This window comes from Magnetospirillum fulvum MGU-K5 (genome assembly GCF_000442515.1).
Taxonomy (GTDB): domain Bacteria; phylum Pseudomonadota; class Alphaproteobacteria; order Rhodospirillales; family Magnetospirillaceae; genus Phaeospirillum; species Phaeospirillum fulvum_B.
In genome coordinates this window covers 1-16161 of the sequence record NZ_AQPH01000017.1, presented here as the reverse complement: position 1 = coordinate 16161, position 16161 = coordinate 1, and the positions used below count along the sequence as shown (strand labels likewise).

Sequence of the window (16161 nt, the reverse complement as noted above, 5' to 3'; positions counted from 1 at the left end):
CGGTTCCGGGGGGCGAACCTCGCCCCGCGCGAAGGGGCATGGTACACTACCGAAGGCATGCTCTCCCATCCCTTGCAAGGCCAGTCCATGACCCGTCCCGGCCCGTTTGCTCCGTTGCATCCTCCCGCAGACGAAGACAGAGACCCGGCTCTGTTTTGCGGGGTCCGGGCCGACATCCTGGCCGAACTCGATTGCCTCAGCTGGCAACGCGAGATGCTGGCCGACGGCACCATCCGCTATCCGTGGATTTCCGAGAAGACCGCGGGCACCCTGGGCGTTGCCCCCGAGGCGCTGACCGTCTCGGCCAGCGGTGCGTTGGGAGTGATCCACTGGGCCGACCGCGACACCTATCTGGCGGCGATCCGCGAGTCCGCCCGAACCCTGTCGCCCTGCCGCAGTGATTTCCGCGTCGTCACCGCCGCTGACGAAACCCGCTGGCTGGCCGAATCCTCCCGCCCGCACCGGATGGCGGACGGGCGGATTGTCTGGGATGGGGTGTGGCTCGACAACACGCGCCAGGTCCGCGCCGAATTCCATCACCAGACCCTGATGGATCATGCGCAGGATTGCATATTCATCTTGTCCGATGACGACCGGGTAACGTGGTGCAATTCCGCAGCGCGGCGCGAGTTCGGGCTTGGCCCCAACGAAGGCCCCGGCTTGCCATTCGCCGATTTGATCGAGCCGGGAACCCCGTCTCCGGTGGCTCTGGTCGCAGCCGATCCCGATGCGCCCGACCGGCCGGTCGAAAACGAGATGATGGGACGGCGACGCGACGGGTCGCGCTTTCCCTTCGAGATGACCGTCAGCGAATTGCGCAGCGACGGGCGGCTGTCGCTGATCGTGATCGGCCGCGATATCACGAGGCGGCGCAACGCCGAACGCAAGATGGCGGAAAGCGAACGCCGCCTGCGTCTGACCTTTGTCACCGCCGCACACGGGATCGTCGTCGTCACGATGGACGGCACCATCCGCTTCTGCAATCCAGCGTTCGAGAGCATGGCCAGCGATGGCTATTCCAGCCTGCTCGGAACCAATCTGCACAGCCTCATTCCGAACGAATTGCTGCCGCCGCCGTCGCGGATTCCCCCGGCGGGGATGTCGTTCGCCCTGCTCTGCTCGCCCCGGCTTGCCGACGGGGCCGAGCGTCACTGGCGGATGACCGGCACCCGGTATCCCAGCGCGCCCGACGAGCCCGAGCCGTCGCTGCTGTTCTTCATCGAGGACGTCACCGAAACCACCCGGATCGCCCACGAGCGCCGCCAACTCGAACTCCTGCTGCATGAGGGGCAGAAGCTTGAGGCGCTGGGCCGTCTGGCCGGGGGTATCGCCCACGAACTGAACAACATGCTGGGGCCGATCCTGATGGGGGCCGAGATGATCGCCCGCACCGCCATCCTGGACGAGCGCAACGCCGAACGGTGTCGGCGGATCATCGATGCCTCGAAGAACAGCCGCGACATCGTTCGCAACGTGCTGGCCTATTGCCGCAAGGAAAGCAAAGTCCTGGGGCCGGTCGATCTGGTGCGGGTGTTCGACGATTTCGCCGCGATGGCCGCCTTGACCCTGCCGCCCTCGATCCGGGTGGTCCGGCGGCGCGAGGTCGAGCAGGCGACGATCATCGGCGATGCCGGGCAATTGCAGCAGGTCCTGCTCAATCTGATCAACAACGCCCGCGACGCGATGGACGGGCACGGCACCCTGACCCTGTCGATGATCGAATTGGACCCGACGGGTCTGGCGGCACTGATTGCCGCCAGTCGCGAGCGTCAGGCGGAAAAAAGCATGTCGGACCCACCGTTCAACCCGCTCTCGGCGTTGTCCCCCAACGCTCATTACGTCAAGATCAGCATCGCCGATACCGGCAGCGGGATGGATGCCGCCACCATCGCCCGCATCTTCGACCCGTTCTTCACCACCAAGCCAGTGGGACAAGGCACCGGGCTGGGGCTCTCGGTGGTGCTAAACTTGATCAAAGGCATGGGTGGCGTCATCAGCGTCGAAAGCCGTCCGGGCGAAGGATCAATCTTCCGGGTTGTCCTACCGATTTCGGAGCAGGAGACGATAGCTCCACCAATGTGATATAATATGGTTATCCCTGCTTGGCCCCTGACCGGAAGGGGTGAGGAATGGCCAATGAGTTCCGCACCGACCCGCTGATCCCCATCGCCCCGGCCAAAGGCAGCGGGCACGAGCGCGATTCGTCCGGGTTCGGCCATCCCCCTTATCCGCAGCATTCGCCCTATCCTCCCTCGGAACCGCCCCGGGTCGAACATTCGACCAATGATGTCGCCTCGATCCTTGGCCTGCCCGAAACGGTGATCACCCCGGCGGTGATGAGTTCGATCACCGGCTTGCTGGGCGAACTCGACCGGCTGCGCTGGACCGACGGCCACACGCGCCGCCGCCTGTCCCATCTGGAAACCCTGGCCGATCAGGATGCCTCTCTGCCGATTCCCAATCGGCGCGGCTTTATGCGGGCGCTGGAATCCCTGCTGGGGTCGGGCGTAGCCGACGGGACTCTGGTGGTGCTGCACGTCGCCGGAATAGAACTGATCCGCCAGCAAGATGGGATCGCGGCGGGCGATGCCGCCCTGCGCCATATCTGCGCCACACTGGTGGGGGCCTTGCGCACCACCGATCCTCGGGGCTTGCTGGGCGGCAGCGACTTCGCCCTGGTGCTGGTCTCGACCAATCTGGCGATGGCCCGGACCAAGGTGCGCGAGATCATGGAGCAGATCAACTTATTGCCCTTTGTCTGGCAGGGAACCTCGCACAGTTTCGCCATGTTCTCGGGCTATCACATCCTGGCGGCGGGAGAGAGCGCCGAAACAGCCCTGGCGGCGGCTGACGCGGCCCGGCGCGGCGTGCCAAGTTGATCCTTCAGACCAAGGAATAGCCGCGTTCTCTCTATGTTCATCGGGTCAATGTGGTATTAATCACAGAAGATGACAGGAGACGGTTTGTTTTGATCGAAATGTCACGACCTTTAGTGAAATCTAATTTTTCGACCGGCGGCTATTGACGGAACGATTCCGGCTGTGATTTCATCCCGCAATGATTCAGGATATTCGACGCTATCTTCGCCACATCGCCGGACCCCTTGTCGGTGTCAGTGCTGTGGTCTATTTCGCCTATCACACGGTTGAGGGAGATCGCGGTATCCGCGCTTGGTTGCGGATGCAAGATGAAATCCTTGGGGCGGAATTACAGTTGGCCAAGGTTTCGTCGGAACGGCGCGACATGGAGCACCGTGTTTTGTTGCTGCGGCCCGATCACCTGGATCAGGACATGTTGGAAGAGCGGGCCCGGATCATGCTCAACATGAGCAAAGACGGCGATATCGTCGTGTTCGACCGCCGTCGCTGATCGCGACCCGGCACTGAATTCTCTTCCTTCCCCTTGCAGGACGGCCTGCTATGCTCCACCTTCGGAGATGAGCCCTTCGCTCCAATCCGCAGGGGAGTATTCATGGCCGTCAAACCACGCCAGCCGGACCCCGCAACGCCTGCCACTCCCCCGCCCGAGGAGTTGCTGAGGCTCTACCGCTCGATGCTGCTGATCCGCCGCTTCGAGGAAAAGGCCGGACAATTGTACGGCATGGGGCAAATCAACGGCTTCTGTCATCTCTATATCGGTCAGGAAGCGGTCGTCACCGGCATGCAGGCGATGGCCGGACCGACCGATTCCTGCATCACCAGCTATCGCGATCACGGCCACATGCTGGCCTGTGGGCTGGACCCCAAGGGGGTAATGGCCGAGCTGACCGGACGCTCGGGCGGCTATTCGCGCGGCAAGGGCGGCTCGATGCATATGTTCAGCCGCGACCACCGCTTCTATGGCGGCCATGGCATCGTCGGGGCTCAGGTCCCGCTGGGGATCGGGTTGGGCTTTGCCCACCAATACCGGGGTGACGGCGGCGTCGCCCACGTCTATCTCGGCGATGGCGCGGTCAATCAGGGACAGGTCTACGAATCCTTCAACATGGCGGCGCTGTGGAAGCTGCCGGTGGTGTTCGTGATCGAGAATAATCTGTATGCGATGGGCACCGCCTCGGCCCGCCATGCCGCCGGCGACGAATTGTGCGCCCGTGGGGCTGCCTATGGCATTCCCGGCGAGCGGATCGACGGAATGAACGTGCTGTCGGTGCGCTCGGCGGCGGCCCGCGCCCTGGCCTATGCCCGCGCCGGGGCCGGTCCGTTCATCCTGGAAATGATGACCTATCGCTATCGCGGCCATTCGATGTCCGATCCGGCCAAGTACCGCAGCAAGGAAGAGGTGTCCGAGATGCGGGACAACCACGATCCGATCGACCGGCTGCGCCAGATTCTGCAATCCCAGAACGTGATCGACGAAGCGGGATTGAAGGAGATCGACCGGACGATCAAGGCCAGCGTCGCCGCCGCCGCCGACTTCGCCCAGACCAGCCCCGAACCTGCCGCGTCGGAACTCTGGACCGACGTTCTGTCCGAAGCCTGAGCGGAGACCGCCACCGATGCCGATCGAGATTTTGATGCCGGCGCTGTCGCCGACGATGCGCGAAGGGCGGCTGGCCCGCTGGTTGAAGGCCGAAGGCGACGCGGTGAAATCCGGCGATGCCTTGGCCGAAATCGAAACCGACAAAGCGACGATGGAACTGGAATCGATCGAGGACGGTATTCTCGGCCGCATCCTGGTTCCCGCCGAAACCGATGGGGTCGCGGTCAACACCCCGCTGGCCCTGCTGCTGCTGGACGGTGAAAGCCTGCCCGAGGCGGGCGCGACCGCCGCCCCGCCCCCGCCCCTGCCGCCACCGCCGCACCTGCCTCGGCTGCACCGCCGCCACCCCCGGCTCCGGTTACCACGCCCGTCCGCGCCGCGCCCCCGGTCACTACCCATCGCCAGACCGTCCGCGACGCCCTGCGCGACGCGATGGCCGAGGAAATGCGCCGCGACCCCGATGTCTTCCTGATGGGCGAGGAGGTCGGCCAGTATCAGGGGGCCTACAAGATCAGCCAGGGGTTACTCGACGAATTCGGGCCAAAGCGGGTGGTCGATACCCCGATCACCGAAATGGGCTTTACCGGGCTGGCCTGCGGAGCCGCCTTCACCGGCCTGAAGCCGATCGTCGAGTTCATGACGTTCAATTTCTCTCTCCAGGCGATCGACCATATCCTCAATTCGGCGGCCAAGACCCGCTATATGTCGGGCGGGCAATTGTCCTGTCCGATTGTCTTTCGCGGTCCCAACGGTGCCGCCGCCCGGGTCGGTGCCCAGCACAGCCAGGATTTCTCGTCCTGGTACGCCCATTGCCCCGGCCTGAAAGTGGTCGCGCCGTGGAGCGCCGCCGACGCCAAGGGCCTGTTGAAGGCGGCAATTCGCGACCCCAACCCGGTGGTGGTGCTGGAAAACGAATTGCTCTACGGCCAGACCTTCGACGTCCCCGATGATCCCGACTTCGTGCTCCCGTTCGGTCAGGCTGAAATCGTCCAGAGCGGCCGCGACATCACCCTGGTGGCGTGGTCACGGATGGTTCAGGTCGCGCTCGACGCCGCCCAGACCTTGAAGGCCGAGGGGATCGAGGCCGAAGTAATCAACCTGCGCTCGCTCCGTCCGCTCGACATCGACACCCTGGTCACCTCGGTACAGAAGACCAACCGCATCCTGACCGTCGAGGAAGGCTGGCCGGTCGCCGGGCTGGCCGCCGAAATCGCCGCCCAGATCGTCGAACGCGCCTTCGATTGGCTCGACGCGCCGCCGAGCCGGGTGTGCGGTGCCGACGTGCCGCTACCCTATGCCGCCAATCTGGAACAATTGGCCCTGCCCCAGCCCGCAACAGTCGCCGCCGCCGCCCGCGCCCTGTGCAACCGGCCAAGCGAAGGAGGCGCGTGATGAGCCCGTCCCCTCGCCTGTTCGCCAGCCCGCTGGCCCGCCGTCTTGCCGCCGCCGCCGGGATCGACCTTGCCACCTTGACCGGCAGCGGCCCGCACGGGCGGATCGTCAAGGCCGATGTCGAGGCGGCCAAGGCTGCTCCCCGTCCGGCTCCGGTTGCGGCCCCGTCCGCGCCCGTCCCTGCGGCCCCGGTTCCAGCGGCTCCCACGACCGGCTATACCGATCTCCCGCTCTCGCCGATGCGCCGCACGATTGCCCGCCGCCTGACCGAGGCAAAAGCGACGATCCCCCACTTCTACCTCACCATCGATATCGAGATGGATGCGATTCTGAGCTTGCGCGAGCAGCTCAACACCCGCCTTGCCCCCGACAAGCTGTCGGTCAACGATTTCATCCTGCGCGGGGTGGCGCTGGGGCTGCGTGCCGTGCCCGAGGCCAATGCCGCCTGGGCCGAAACCGCGATCCGCCGCTTCACCGACATCGACATTGCCGTTGCGGTGGCGACGCCCGAGGGACTGATTACCCCGATTGTTCGGCAAGCCGACCGCAAGGGACTGGGCGAACTCTCCGCCGAGGTCAAGGCCCTGGCCGCCCGCGCCCGCGACGGCGGACTGAAGCCCGAAGAGTACCAGGGCGGCGGCTTCACCATCTCGAATCTCGGCATGTATGGCGTGCGCGAGTTCGCCGCGATCATCAACCCGCCACAAGCCTGCATCCTGGCCGTCGGCGCGGCCGAGCCCCGCCCGATCGTCAAGGATGGCGCGCTGGCGGTGGCCACCGTCATGAGCGTGACCCTGTCTGTCGATCATCGGACGGTGGACGGTGCCACCGGCGCCCGCTTCCTCGCTGCCGTCAAAGGTCTGCTCGAAGACCCGTTGCGAATGATGCTGTAGTGAAAGAGAGAGTGCGATGGCCGAAAGCGCAAACGATCTGATCGTGATCGGGGGAGGACCGGGCGGCTATGTCGCCGCGATCCGCGCCGCCCAGCTTGGCCTGACCGTCACCCTGATCGAACGGGCGCATCTGGGCGGTATCTGCCTCAATTGGGGCTGCATCCCGACCAAGGCCCTGCTGCGCTCGGCCGAGATTTACCGGCTGATGGGCGAAGCGGACTCGTTCGGTCTGTCGACCGGCCCGCTTGGCTTTGACCTTGGCCGGATCGTCGCCCGCTCGCGCGATGTCGCCGGGCGGCTCCAGGCCGGGGTGCGCCATCTGCTCAAAAAGAACAAGGTGACGGTGATCGAAGGCAGCGCCCGCCTGACCGGGCCGGGCCAGATCGCGGTCGAGGGCAAAGGCACGTTGACCGCGCCGCATATCATCCTGGCGACCGGAGCGCGCGCCCGTCTGCTGCCCGGCTTTGAACCCGATGGCCGCTTTCTGTGGAGCTACCGCGAGGCGCTGACCCCCGACATCCTGCCCAAGCGTCTGGTGGTGATCGGATCGGGCGCGATCGGGATCGAATTTGCCAGCTTCTTTGCCACTTTCGGCGCCGAGGTCACGGTGGTCGAAGCGCTTGACCGCATCCTGCCGGTCGAGGACCCGGAAATCTCCGCCCTGGCGAGAGCCGCGTTCGAGCGTCAGGGGATACGCATTCACACCGGGGCCAAGGTTACCGGACTGACCAAGCACGAGAGCGAGGTAGACATCGCGGTCGAGGCCGGGGGGCAAACCCTGCACCTCCCCGCCGATCGGATCATCGTCGCGATCGGCATCACCGGCAATGTCGAGGAAATCGGACTCGACACCACCCGCGCTCGTGTCGAAAAGGGCCATATCGTTACGGATTCGCTGTGCCGGACCGATCAGCCCGGCCTCTACGCGATCGGCGATGTCGCTGGTCCGCCCTGGCTCGCCCACAAGGCCAGCCACGAAGGCGTGCTGTGCGTTGAGGCGATCGCCGGTTTGCCCGGCCTGCATCCGCTCGATCCCCGCCGCATTCCCGGCTGCACCTACGGCCATCCCCAGGTCGCCTCGGTCGGTCTGACCGAACCCGCCGCCCTGGCCCTGGGCCACACGCTCAGGATCGGTCGCTTCCCCTTTGCCGCCAACGGCAAGGCGATCGCGCTGGGCGAGGCTGACGGGCTGGTCAAGACTGTGTTCGACGCCACCAGCGGCGAATTGCTGGGCGCTCACATCATCGGCCCCGAAGCGACCGAAATGATCCAGGGCTACGCCGTCGCCGGAACCCTGGAAGCGACCGAGGCCGAACTGATTGCCACCATCTTCCCTCACCCCACTTTGTCCGAGGCGATGCACGAAGCCGTCCTGGCCGCCTTTGGCCGGGCGTTGCACGTTTAAAGCTCCGCTGCGCGGCCGGGCGACCGCCCAGACCCGTTCGGAGGCAAACGCCTCAAAACCTCCATTCCCTTTATATATCAATGACTTAAAAATAAAGAGGAGTCGGGAGGCTATGCCTCCCGATGGGGGGATCGGGGCGTATACCCGGTTACAGCGTTTCACAAAGAAAAGGGCCGCGCGGCCCAAAGGCGGCGCGGCCCCACTCTTAACCCCAACCGGACAGCCTAGCGGACGGTCCCGATCCGGGCCGGTTCCGCCGAAACAAGATCAGCCAGCACCGTCTCGCCCGCGATCGCGGTCTGACCGACGGCGACGAGGGGCTTGGCCCCCTCGGGCAGATAGATATCAAGACGGCTGCCGAAGCGGATCAGGCCAAAGCGTTCACCCGCCTTCACCTTCTGACCGTCCTTCAGGCCGTTGCTGATCCGCCGCGCCACCAGACCGGCGATCTGAACAAAGGCGATATCGCCCCGCCCGTCATCCAGGGTCAGCCGCACCGCGACACGTTCGTTATGCTCGCTCGCCTTGTCGAGCGAGGCATCGAAGAACTTGCCGGGACGATAGGCCGTCCGCGCCACGGTACCGTTGGCGGGAACGCGGTTCACATGGACGTTGAAGACGTTCATGAACACGCGGACAACCGGACGCGGCTCGGGGCCAAAGCCCAGTTCCGCCGGGGGAACCGCCTGTTCGACGGTCTGCACCACACCATCGGCGGGCGAAATCACCAGACCGGGACGCACCGGAACCACCCGCTTCGGATCGCGGAAGAACCAGGCACACCACACGGCGAACAACAGCGACAGGGTGCCGAGGAAGCCCCAGATGTGGCCGAGCACCAGCCAGCCAACCAGACCGGCGCCGACGAACAGCCAGCCTTCGCGATTGATCCCCAGCACAGCCGGCTGGGTCGACAATTTTCCGCCCGGAGTCTGCGGCAGCACCACCACGGCGGGCTTCGCGGTCTCGACGACGGGAGCAGGCTTCGCCGGGGTCGGCGCGGGCTTCGGCGCTTCGACGACCGGAGCGGGCTTGACTTCAACCGGCGCAGGCTTCGTAGCCTCAACGACGGGAACGGGCGCAACTTCGACCGGAGCGGGCTTCGCAGCCTCGGCGACCGGAGCGGGCGCGGCTTCGACCGGCGCGGGCGTCACCGCCTCGGCAGCCGGAGCGGGCTTCGGCGCAGCGGCCGGAGCGGACTTCGTCGGAGCCGCCGCAGCGGCGGCAGGCTTCGCCGCAGGCGCAGCTTTCGGCGCGGCCGTGGCAGCAGCCGGCTTGGCAGCAGCAGTTTTCGGCTTGGACAGAGCGGACTGATCGCCGCCCTGGTGGTTCTTTCCACTTTTGCGGGACATGACTCCCCCCATACGTGTTCGGCCCCGCCGGGCAGGAAACCCTCCTCCGTTCAAGACGAACGAAGGAGGGTTGTTCAGATGTAATCGTAAGGCCGGTTACCCGGCAAAGAAAGCCCACAACGGACTTTCGTCCCGAGTGTGCCTTGCGCCGGTCGGGTGGAGACGCGACCCCCACACGACCGACATCCGGTCCGACCCCACCCGCCGGGCCGGGTTCGTCCTTAAGCGAGTTCAGCCAGAACCGTCTCGCCGGCGATGATCGACTGGCCGGGGGCCACGGTCGCCGCCACGCCTTCCGGCAGGTAGACGTCGACGCGGGTCACCAGCTGACCGAGCGAGAAGCTGGACGACGCCTTGGCGGCATCCTTCGCCTCGGCCGAGGCTTCGCCCTTGAAGCGCTTCACCAGATCCTTGACCGGATCGAGGCTGAGACGGGCGATACCGGCGCGCTGACCGGCCTTCACCGGCTGACCTTCGACCAGATCGTTGCTGAGGTGACGCACGACCAGACCGGCGACCTGAACGACGGCAACCGGACGATTGTTGGCACTGGTAACAACGACGCCAAGACGATCGTTCTCGGCGGCGGCGGAATCACGCGACGCGTCTTCAAAGACACCGGCGACTTCAACGGTCTTGGTGACCTTGCCCTCGACCGGGGCACGATTCACATGTACATTGAGCAGATTACGCAGCAGGGTAACCCGAACCCGCGGCTTGTCGCCCAGGCCCAATTCGGCCGGCGGCGCGACAGTCGAGACGGTCTTGACGACGCCATCAGCCGGGCTGACGACGACACCGTCACGAGACGGGGTCACGCGCTCCGGATCACGGAAGAACCAGACGCTCCAAACGGTAGCGAAGAAACCCAGCCACCCCAGCAACCCCCAAATCTGACCGAGCACCCACGCAACGACGGCGAAGAGAGCAATGAAAAGCCACCCTTCACGGTTCACGGGGAACGACAGGTACTTGGTCAGCGAATTATCCTCGGCCATTTCCACCCCTCCGGATCATGTATCCCGCCGGATGCGTCGGGACATGGCAACTTATACACCCGGTCTTTTGGATTTTCATCTCGAAAAACAGCATGCATAGTAAGGGCTTTAGGCCTCCAAACGTAGGTGGGCATGACGAAAATAATGACTTTCGGGTCTGGTGGATGGGCCTTACCGATCGACCCGGGTTCGGTGTTGCGTGACGGCAGCGGGAAGGCACTCCCTCTCGCCGACGGAACCACCCAATTTGACTTCCGTTATCGCGACATCCGCTTCGTCGGCCGGGTCGAGGTCGACCATGGCAGCGTCACCCTGCGGATTGTCGGAGATGTCGGCCCGATGCCCTATTCCGCCGAATCCGCACAGGCCCGCGCCGGGCTGGCCCGGATTTGCGCCGTCGCCAACGATTCGCTGAAGCATTCACGCCTGCGTGTCGTTCAAGGACGGATTCTGGTCGGCACCGACCTTGCTTTGGAAACGCCACCGACCGCGACGGGTCTAGTTTCGGCGGTTGTTGAATTCCTTCTGCCGACGCGGCCTTACTTGGAATTGATTGCGGTTTACTTGCGCCCGCCGCTGGCTCCGGCGAAAAATGGCGAAACCGCCTTGCAACCGGAATGGCGCAAGCGCCCACGCTGACGCGAGCCTTGCCCCGGCGCACTCATTCCAAGCCATCATATTGAGAAGATAGGAATTTTGGGCGGCGCGGGCCGCTCCATCCCCGCTGAGGCGGGGGATTCCGGGCACGATGCGACATTGCGCACCGTGCCCGGCCGATTCGATCAGGCCGACAGAGCCTTGAGGCTGTCGCGGGTCGCCCGGGTCGAACGATCGATCCAGCGATCCTGAAGCACCGTGACGTCGAGAGTCCGCTGGGTCGAGTGGACCAGCGGAGCCAGGCACTGTTCGGCGGCGACAAAGAACTCTTCGACCACCCCATCCAGGATACGGTCATGCGTGGCGACGGTGTCGGCCATCAGCCCGTCAAGCCGCGACAGGATGCGAGCCCGACGACGGCGGGCGGCGCGGACCCGGCGCTTCTCCGGGCTGGCCAGCCACTTGTACAGACCGGCCAACAACATCGGAACGCCAAGGGCGGCGGCCAGCGTCAGACCCTGCGGCAACAAATCCTGAAGGGTCAACGCCTCTAGCAGCACTTCATAGGCCCCGATGCCGATCACCAGCGCGCCCAGCACCAGCACGACATTGGCGAGCAGATCGCCGAATTCGAAAATCCGCGGAACATTCTGGCCCAGCCAGGATTCGCGGCGGACCGTCGGGGTGGTGTTGCGACCGAACGGACGGGTATGCATCGGTTCGGCATCGACGGCGGCGCCCACGGCGGGCGGCGGAGCCAGACTGGCGCTGCGCTTGGGATCGATCGTCTTCATGAAGGTGGTGCGGTTGGAGATCAGCTCCTCGCGGAACTGCATCAACTCTTCCTTCAGAAGCGTGATCTGGGATTCGTAGCGGCGCTGCAACTCGCCATAACGAAGCTGCACCGAGCGACCATGGCTGCTGTTGGCGAAGCTGTCCCAGATGTCGCGGTCAAGCGGATCGTCCTGGAACATCAGTTCGCGCACCACCAGATCGACCCCGTTGGCAGGATCGTCGAGGAAAGTGCGGACGTCTTCGCGGAAGGTTTCTTTCTGGAAATCGATGCGGCGGATCATCGCCGCCAGCCGCTGTTCGATCTGACGGACGTTGGCCGTGATCGACAGACTGAGAATCTCGGCCAACTGCCGCTGCGGCCCCAGCGCCTCGCGCTGCGCCGTCAAACGCTCGACCTGAGCTTCGATCCGGGGCGAAAGATCGGCAATCGACGCCCGCAGAGCGGCTAGATTGGTATTGCCCTCGGCCAGTTGCTCGCCGACCGAACGGGCCAACGCGGTGTGACCGTGGGCCTGGGCGACAGCCAGGATCGCCAGCAGACGTTCATCTTCGCGCCGGTTGACCAATCGGCTGAACGGGCCCGGCTTGGGGCCGCGGCGGCGAATCCGTACCGGGGCAGGAATGTCGAGAGTCTCGACGTCGACCTCAAGCCCCAGCGCCGCGGCAAAGCGGTCGGCGGTATCGCGGGCATCGTCGCCGCTGACCCGCAGCAGCGGCAAAGCCACCTCGAACCCGGCGCGACGAACTTCCTCTTCCAGGCCAAGGGCGGCCTCTCTCAGCCGACGCAGGGCGGTATCAAGCCCTTCCGGAGCGGCCAGTGCCCGGAGTGCGATTGCCGCCGGCATCGCCGGGTCGTCGGACTGATCGGCCAGCGCATTGGCGGCTTCAACCAGACACAGATATTCCGACGTCGTTACGGTTCCATCCAGAACTGTAACGGCGGCCAAAGCCCGAGACAAAGCCGGAACGAGGCCGCCCGCCTCGAATTCGGCCTCCTCGACGCTTTTGATTGCCAGCTTGCGCATCTGCCCCCCCAAAAAATGCCCATCCAGAGACCCCCGGCCTCTCCTCGAAATGGAAATGCCGACCACCGTCTCTCCGGACGATCCTCTGTCACTGATCCCAGCGCCTGCCACTGTGTCGCTGACGTCCCCCGGCGTCAAGCGCCATGGTCGGGTTTTCCGCAGTCAAAACATCAGAACAAGTCGGCATTGAGCCCGAGATGAACCACGATTCCGGCGGCAAAACCGGCGGCCACCGCCCAACTCCAGCGCAGATGCGCGGAAAAGGTATAGATCCCCCGCGCCTGCCCCATCAGCGCCACCCCGGCCGCCGAGCCGATCGACAGCAGGCTGCCGCCGATCCCGGCCGTCAGGGTGATCAACAGCCATTGCCCCAACCCCATATCGGGATTCATCGTCAACACCGCGAACATCAGCGGGATATTGTCAAAGATCGCCGACAGCACGCCGATCGCGATATTGGCGCTGGTCGGCCCCAATTGTTCGTAGAGCAGGTGCGAGGTCAGCGAGAGATAGCCGAGCAGCCCCAGCGCACCGACGCACATCATCACACCGTAGAAGAACAGCAGAGTGTCCCATTCCAGCCGCGAAATCCGCTCGAACACGTCGAAATTCCACTCGGTCCGGGTGGGATTGCGGCGGTACCGGCTCCGCAGCGTATAGGAATACAATTGCAGCAAGCCCAGACCGCTCATCATCCCGATCACCGGCGGCAGATGCAGCGCGGAATGGAACAGGACGGTGATCGCAATGGTCAGCCCGAACAAAGCGGCGATCCCCAGCGCCCCCGGCAACATCACCACCGCTGCCCCGCGCGCATTGGGCGCACCGGACGGCAAAGCGACATGCATCAGCAAAGCCGGAACCACGAAGGTCGCGACGGCGGGGAGAAACAAGCGGAAGAAGTCGGCGAACGGCACCATGCCCTTCTGCCACACCATCAGCGTGGTGATGTCGCCAAACGGGCTGAACGCGCCCCCGGCATTGGCGGCGACGACGATATTGATGCAGGACAGGGTGGTGAATCGTGGCTGGTCCCGCCCGACCGACAGCACCACGGCGCACATCACCAGCGCGGTGGTCATGTTGTCGGCCACCGGCGAGATAAAAAAGGCGAGCACGCCGGTCAGCCAGAACAGGGCGCGATAACCAAAGCCCGAGCGCACCAGAGCCGAGCGCAAGGCGTCGAACACCTTGCGTTCCTCCAGCGCGTTGACATAGGTCATCGCCACCAGCAGGAACAGCAGCAGCTCGGCATATTCGAGAAAGACATGGCGCACCGCGACGGCCACCGCGTCGGACTGACCGCGCCGGGCCATCTCGACCGCCAGCAAGGTCCACATCAGCCCGGCGGCAACCACCACCGGCTTGGATTTGCGCAGATGCGTCGATTCCTCGGCGATCACCAGGGCATAGGCCAGCACGAACAGCCCCAGCCCGACGAACCCGACCCAATGTCCGGTCAGATCGGGCAAGGCGGCGGGATCGGCCGCGACAGCAACCCCAGGCAGAACGGTCAGGGCCAGCCCCCAAACCGCCGCCACACACCGCATCGCCATCCTCATCCCGGGTCTCCCTCTTCGGCACCAACCCGGGCGAGCAGAACCTTGTCGATCCGGCGTCCATCCATGTCGACCACTTCGAACCGCCAGCCAGTATCAATAAAATGATCCCCGGCCTCGGGGATCGCCCGCAGCCGCCACAGGACAAAGCCCGCGACGGTGGTGAAATCGCTATCGCTGCCGCTCATCGCCCGGCATCCGGTCCGCTCGGCCGCCATATCGACGGCAACATCCCCGTCGAGCAGCCACGAACCGTCCTCGCGCCGGGTGATGCGGCCTTCGTAATCCTCGCCATGTTCGGCCAGGGTTCCCAGCACCGCCAGCAGGATGTCGGTGGCGGTGACGATGCCTTCGGCCTCGCCATATTCATCGACCACCAGCGCCATGTGAATGCGCGAGCGTTTCAGCACGTCGAGCACCTGAAGCGCCGGAGCGGTGTCGGGAACCACCTCGATCGGCCGCACCGCCGCAACCGGGTCGAACCCGCCGTGGGCCATGAAGCCGTCCAGCAAATCCTTGGCCTGGATCACACCCACGACATCGTCAAGGCTACCGCGATAGGCAGGAAAGCGGGAATGCGGGCTTTCGCGAACGATCGCCTCGATCCGCTTCGGCTCCCATTCCAGGTCGATCCACACCACTTCGCCGCGCGGGGTCATGATCGCCCGCGCCCGCCGCTCGCCAAAGCGCAGCACGCCCGAGATCATCTCCTGCTCGCGCGGGTCGATCACCCCGGCCTCGGTTCCCTCGGCGACCATCTCGCGCACTTCTTCCTCGGTCACCGTCGAGGTGCTGCCGCCACGCACTCCCAGCAGCCGCAGCGCCAGCCGGGTCGACCCCTCCAGCAGCCAGACGACCGGCGAGGCAATCGTCGCCATCAGCATCATCGTCGGCGCGACCAGGGCGGCGATCCGCTCCGGGTTCGACAAGGCGATCCGCTTGGGCACCAATTCGCCGACGATCAGCGAGGCATAGGTGATCAGGCTGACCACCACGGTGATCGACAGCGCGTCAGCCACCGGGGCCAGCAGCGGAATGCCCCCCAGCCAGATCGCCAGATGACCGGCCAGGGTCGCGCCAGAATAGGTTCCGGCCAGGATACCGACCAGGGTAATCCCGATCTGGACGCAGGACAGGAAGCGGCCGGGATCGTCGGCCAGCCGCAACGCAAGGGCAGCGCCCCGGCTGCCCTCGGCCGCGCGCGACGCCAGACGCTGGCGGCGGGATGAAACGATCGCCATTTCGGACATGGCGAAAGCGCCGTTCAAAAGGACCAAAAAGACGATGACGGCAATTTCAAAAGCCAGGGACATCAGGGGAAACGCTATCCTCGAGGAACGCCAGGGAGGGCGGCATCCGCGCCGAACCGGCGAAGACCCCTCTCGCCGGACGATGTGGGGTGGAGCATTATAACGGCCCCGGACCCCGGTGCAATCCGCGACTCCACCAACCGCCTCCGACCGACCGCGCAGGAAGACCGTCATGCCCCCCGCCACCATCGATTGGCACGCCCATTGGATTCCGCCCGAGACGATAGCTTTACTTGCACAGCGGAGAGAACCGCCCCGGATCGTCAGCGGCCGGGTCGGGCGACTGCTTGAAACCGGCGACGGGCGAATGCTGCCGCTGAAGGAAGCGCAGCTCGATCTTGACCGCCGCTTGGACG

13 protein-coding genes and 1 pseudogene are annotated in these 16161 nt (G+C 65.1%); 9 read left to right on the top strand and 5 right to left on the bottom strand.

Annotated features, from left to right (window positions below):
• Positions 1-87: 87 nt before the first annotated feature.
• From K678_RS17625 to lpdA, 7 genes and pseudogenes are all read left to right on the top strand, one after another.
• Positions 88-2082: a PAS domain S-box protein gene (locus K678_RS17625; protein WP_021131652.1), complete on the top strand. Its 1995-nt coding sequence runs from the start codon at positions 88-90 to the stop codon at positions 2080-2082.
• A gap of 47 nt (positions 2083-2129) precedes the next feature.
• Positions 2130-2879, top strand: a complete 750-nt coding sequence (locus K678_RS06440; protein ID WP_021131651.1) for a GGDEF domain-containing protein — start codon at positions 2130-2132, stop codon at positions 2877-2879.
• A 178-nt stretch (positions 2880-3057) separates the two neighbouring features.
• The gene (locus tag K678_RS06435; RefSeq protein ID WP_021131650.1) at positions 3058-3369 is read left to right on the top strand and encodes an FtsB family cell division protein; all 312 of its coding nucleotides are present in this window, start codon (positions 3058-3060) and stop codon (positions 3367-3369) included.
• Between the two features lie 102 nt (positions 3370-3471).
• Positions 3472-4479 carry a pyruvate dehydrogenase (acetyl-transferring) E1 component subunit alpha gene (pdhA, locus tag K678_RS06430; protein WP_039852260.1) on the top strand — a complete coding sequence of 336 codons (1008 nt, stop codon included), beginning with the start codon at positions 3472-3474 and terminating at the stop codon, positions 4477-4479.
• Positions 4480-4495: 16 nt separating this feature from the next.
• Positions 4496-5871 (top strand): annotated as a pseudogene (locus K678_RS06420) (pyruvate dehydrogenase complex E1 component subunit beta).
• On the top strand, positions 5871-6764 hold the full coding sequence (locus K678_RS06415) for a 2-oxo acid dehydrogenase subunit E2 (protein ID WP_021131646.1): 894 nt from the start codon (positions 5871-5873) through the stop codon (positions 6762-6764). Before K678_RS06420 ends, K678_RS06415 begins: the two are co-directional and overlap by 1 nt.
• Positions 6765-6780: 16 nt before the next feature.
• Entirely contained in the window at positions 6781-8169 is a 1389-nt protein-coding gene (gene lpdA / locus K678_RS06410) for a dihydrolipoyl dehydrogenase (protein ID WP_021131645.1), read from the top strand.
• A gap of 224 nt (positions 8170-8393) precedes the next feature.
• Here the strand turns inward: lpdA and K678_RS19425 are convergent, their stop codons facing one another.
• Positions 8394-9086, bottom strand: coding sequence for a phosphatidylserine decarboxylase (locus tag K678_RS19425; protein WP_039852267.1), 693 nt, complete (start codon positions 9084-9086; stop codon positions 8394-8396).
• A gap of 656 nt (positions 9087-9742) precedes the next feature.
• A complete protein-coding gene (locus tag K678_RS06400) occupies positions 9743-10519 on the bottom strand; it encodes a phosphatidylserine decarboxylase (protein WP_021131643.1) in 777 nt (258 codons plus the stop codon).
• A gap of 144 nt (positions 10520-10663) precedes the next feature.
• Here K678_RS06400 and K678_RS06395 point away from each other — a divergent pair, with 144 nt between their 5' ends.
• Entirely contained in the window at positions 10664-11158 is a 495-nt protein-coding gene (locus K678_RS06395; RefSeq protein ID WP_021131642.1) for a hypothetical protein, read from the top strand.
• Between the two features lie 143 nt (positions 11159-11301).
• On the opposite strand, the gene K678_RS06390 is transcribed toward K678_RS06395, so the two are convergent.
• The 3 genes from K678_RS06390 to K678_RS06380 form a co-directional block, all read right to left on the bottom strand.
• A complete protein-coding gene (locus K678_RS06390; protein ID WP_021131641.1) occupies positions 11302-12936 on the bottom strand; it encodes a hypothetical protein in 1635 nt (544 codons plus the stop codon).
• Positions 12937-13106: 170 nt separating this feature from the next.
• On the bottom strand, positions 13107-14492 hold the full coding sequence (gene nhaD / locus K678_RS06385) for a sodium:proton antiporter NhaD (protein WP_231376218.1): 1386 nt from the start codon (positions 14490-14492) through the stop codon (positions 13107-13109).
• Positions 14493-14494: 2 nt separating this feature from the next.
• On the bottom strand, positions 14495-15808 hold the full coding sequence (locus K678_RS06380) for a hemolysin family protein (protein WP_021131639.1): 1314 nt from the start codon (positions 15806-15808) through the stop codon (positions 14495-14497).
• A gap of 169 nt (positions 15809-15977) precedes the next feature.
• Between K678_RS06380 and K678_RS18555 the strand changes: the two genes are divergently transcribed.
• Positions 15978-16161 (top strand): hypothetical protein (locus K678_RS18555; protein ID WP_155804479.1); only part of this gene is annotated, 184 nt, incomplete at its 3' end.

What these genes read in the sequence shown, in the direction of transcription:
- K678_RS06380 (WP_021131639.1), bottom strand. Translation starts at nt 15,808, where the DNA reads ATGTCCCTGGCTTTTGAAATTGCCGTCATCGTCTTTTTGGTCCTTTTG.
- K678_RS06435 (WP_021131650.1), top strand. Translation starts at nt 3,058, where the DNA reads ATGATTCAGGATATTCGACGCTATCTTCGCCACATCGCCGGACCCCTT.
- K678_RS17625 (WP_021131652.1), top strand. Translation starts at nt 88, where the DNA reads ATGACCCGTCCCGGCCCGTTTGCTCCGTTGCATCCTCCCGCAGACGAA.
- nhaD (WP_231376218.1), bottom strand. Translation starts at nt 14,492, where the DNA reads ATGGCGATGCGGTGTGTGGCGGCGGTTTGGGGGCTGGCCCTGACCGTT.
- K678_RS06395 (WP_021131642.1), top strand. Translation starts at nt 10,664, where the DNA reads ATGACTTTCGGGTCTGGTGGATGGGCCTTACCGATCGACCCGGGTTCG.
- K678_RS06415 (WP_021131646.1), top strand. Translation starts at nt 5,871, where the DNA reads ATGAGCCCGTCCCCTCGCCTGTTCGCCAGCCCGCTGGCCCGCCGTCTT.
- K678_RS06400 (WP_021131643.1), bottom strand. Translation starts at nt 10,519, where the DNA reads ATGGCCGAGGATAATTCGCTGACCAAGTACCTGTCGTTCCCCGTGAAC.
- lpdA (WP_021131645.1), top strand. Translation starts at nt 6,781, where the DNA reads ATGGCCGAAAGCGCAAACGATCTGATCGTGATCGGGGGAGGACCGGGC.
- pdhA (WP_039852260.1), top strand. Translation starts at nt 3,472, where the DNA reads ATGGCCGTCAAACCACGCCAGCCGGACCCCGCAACGCCTGCCACTCCC.
- K678_RS06390 (WP_021131641.1), bottom strand. Translation starts at nt 12,936, where the DNA reads ATGCGCAAGCTGGCAATCAAAAGCGTCGAGGAGGCCGAATTCGAGGCG.
- K678_RS06440 (WP_021131651.1), top strand. Translation starts at nt 2,130, where the DNA reads ATGGCCAATGAGTTCCGCACCGACCCGCTGATCCCCATCGCCCCGGCC.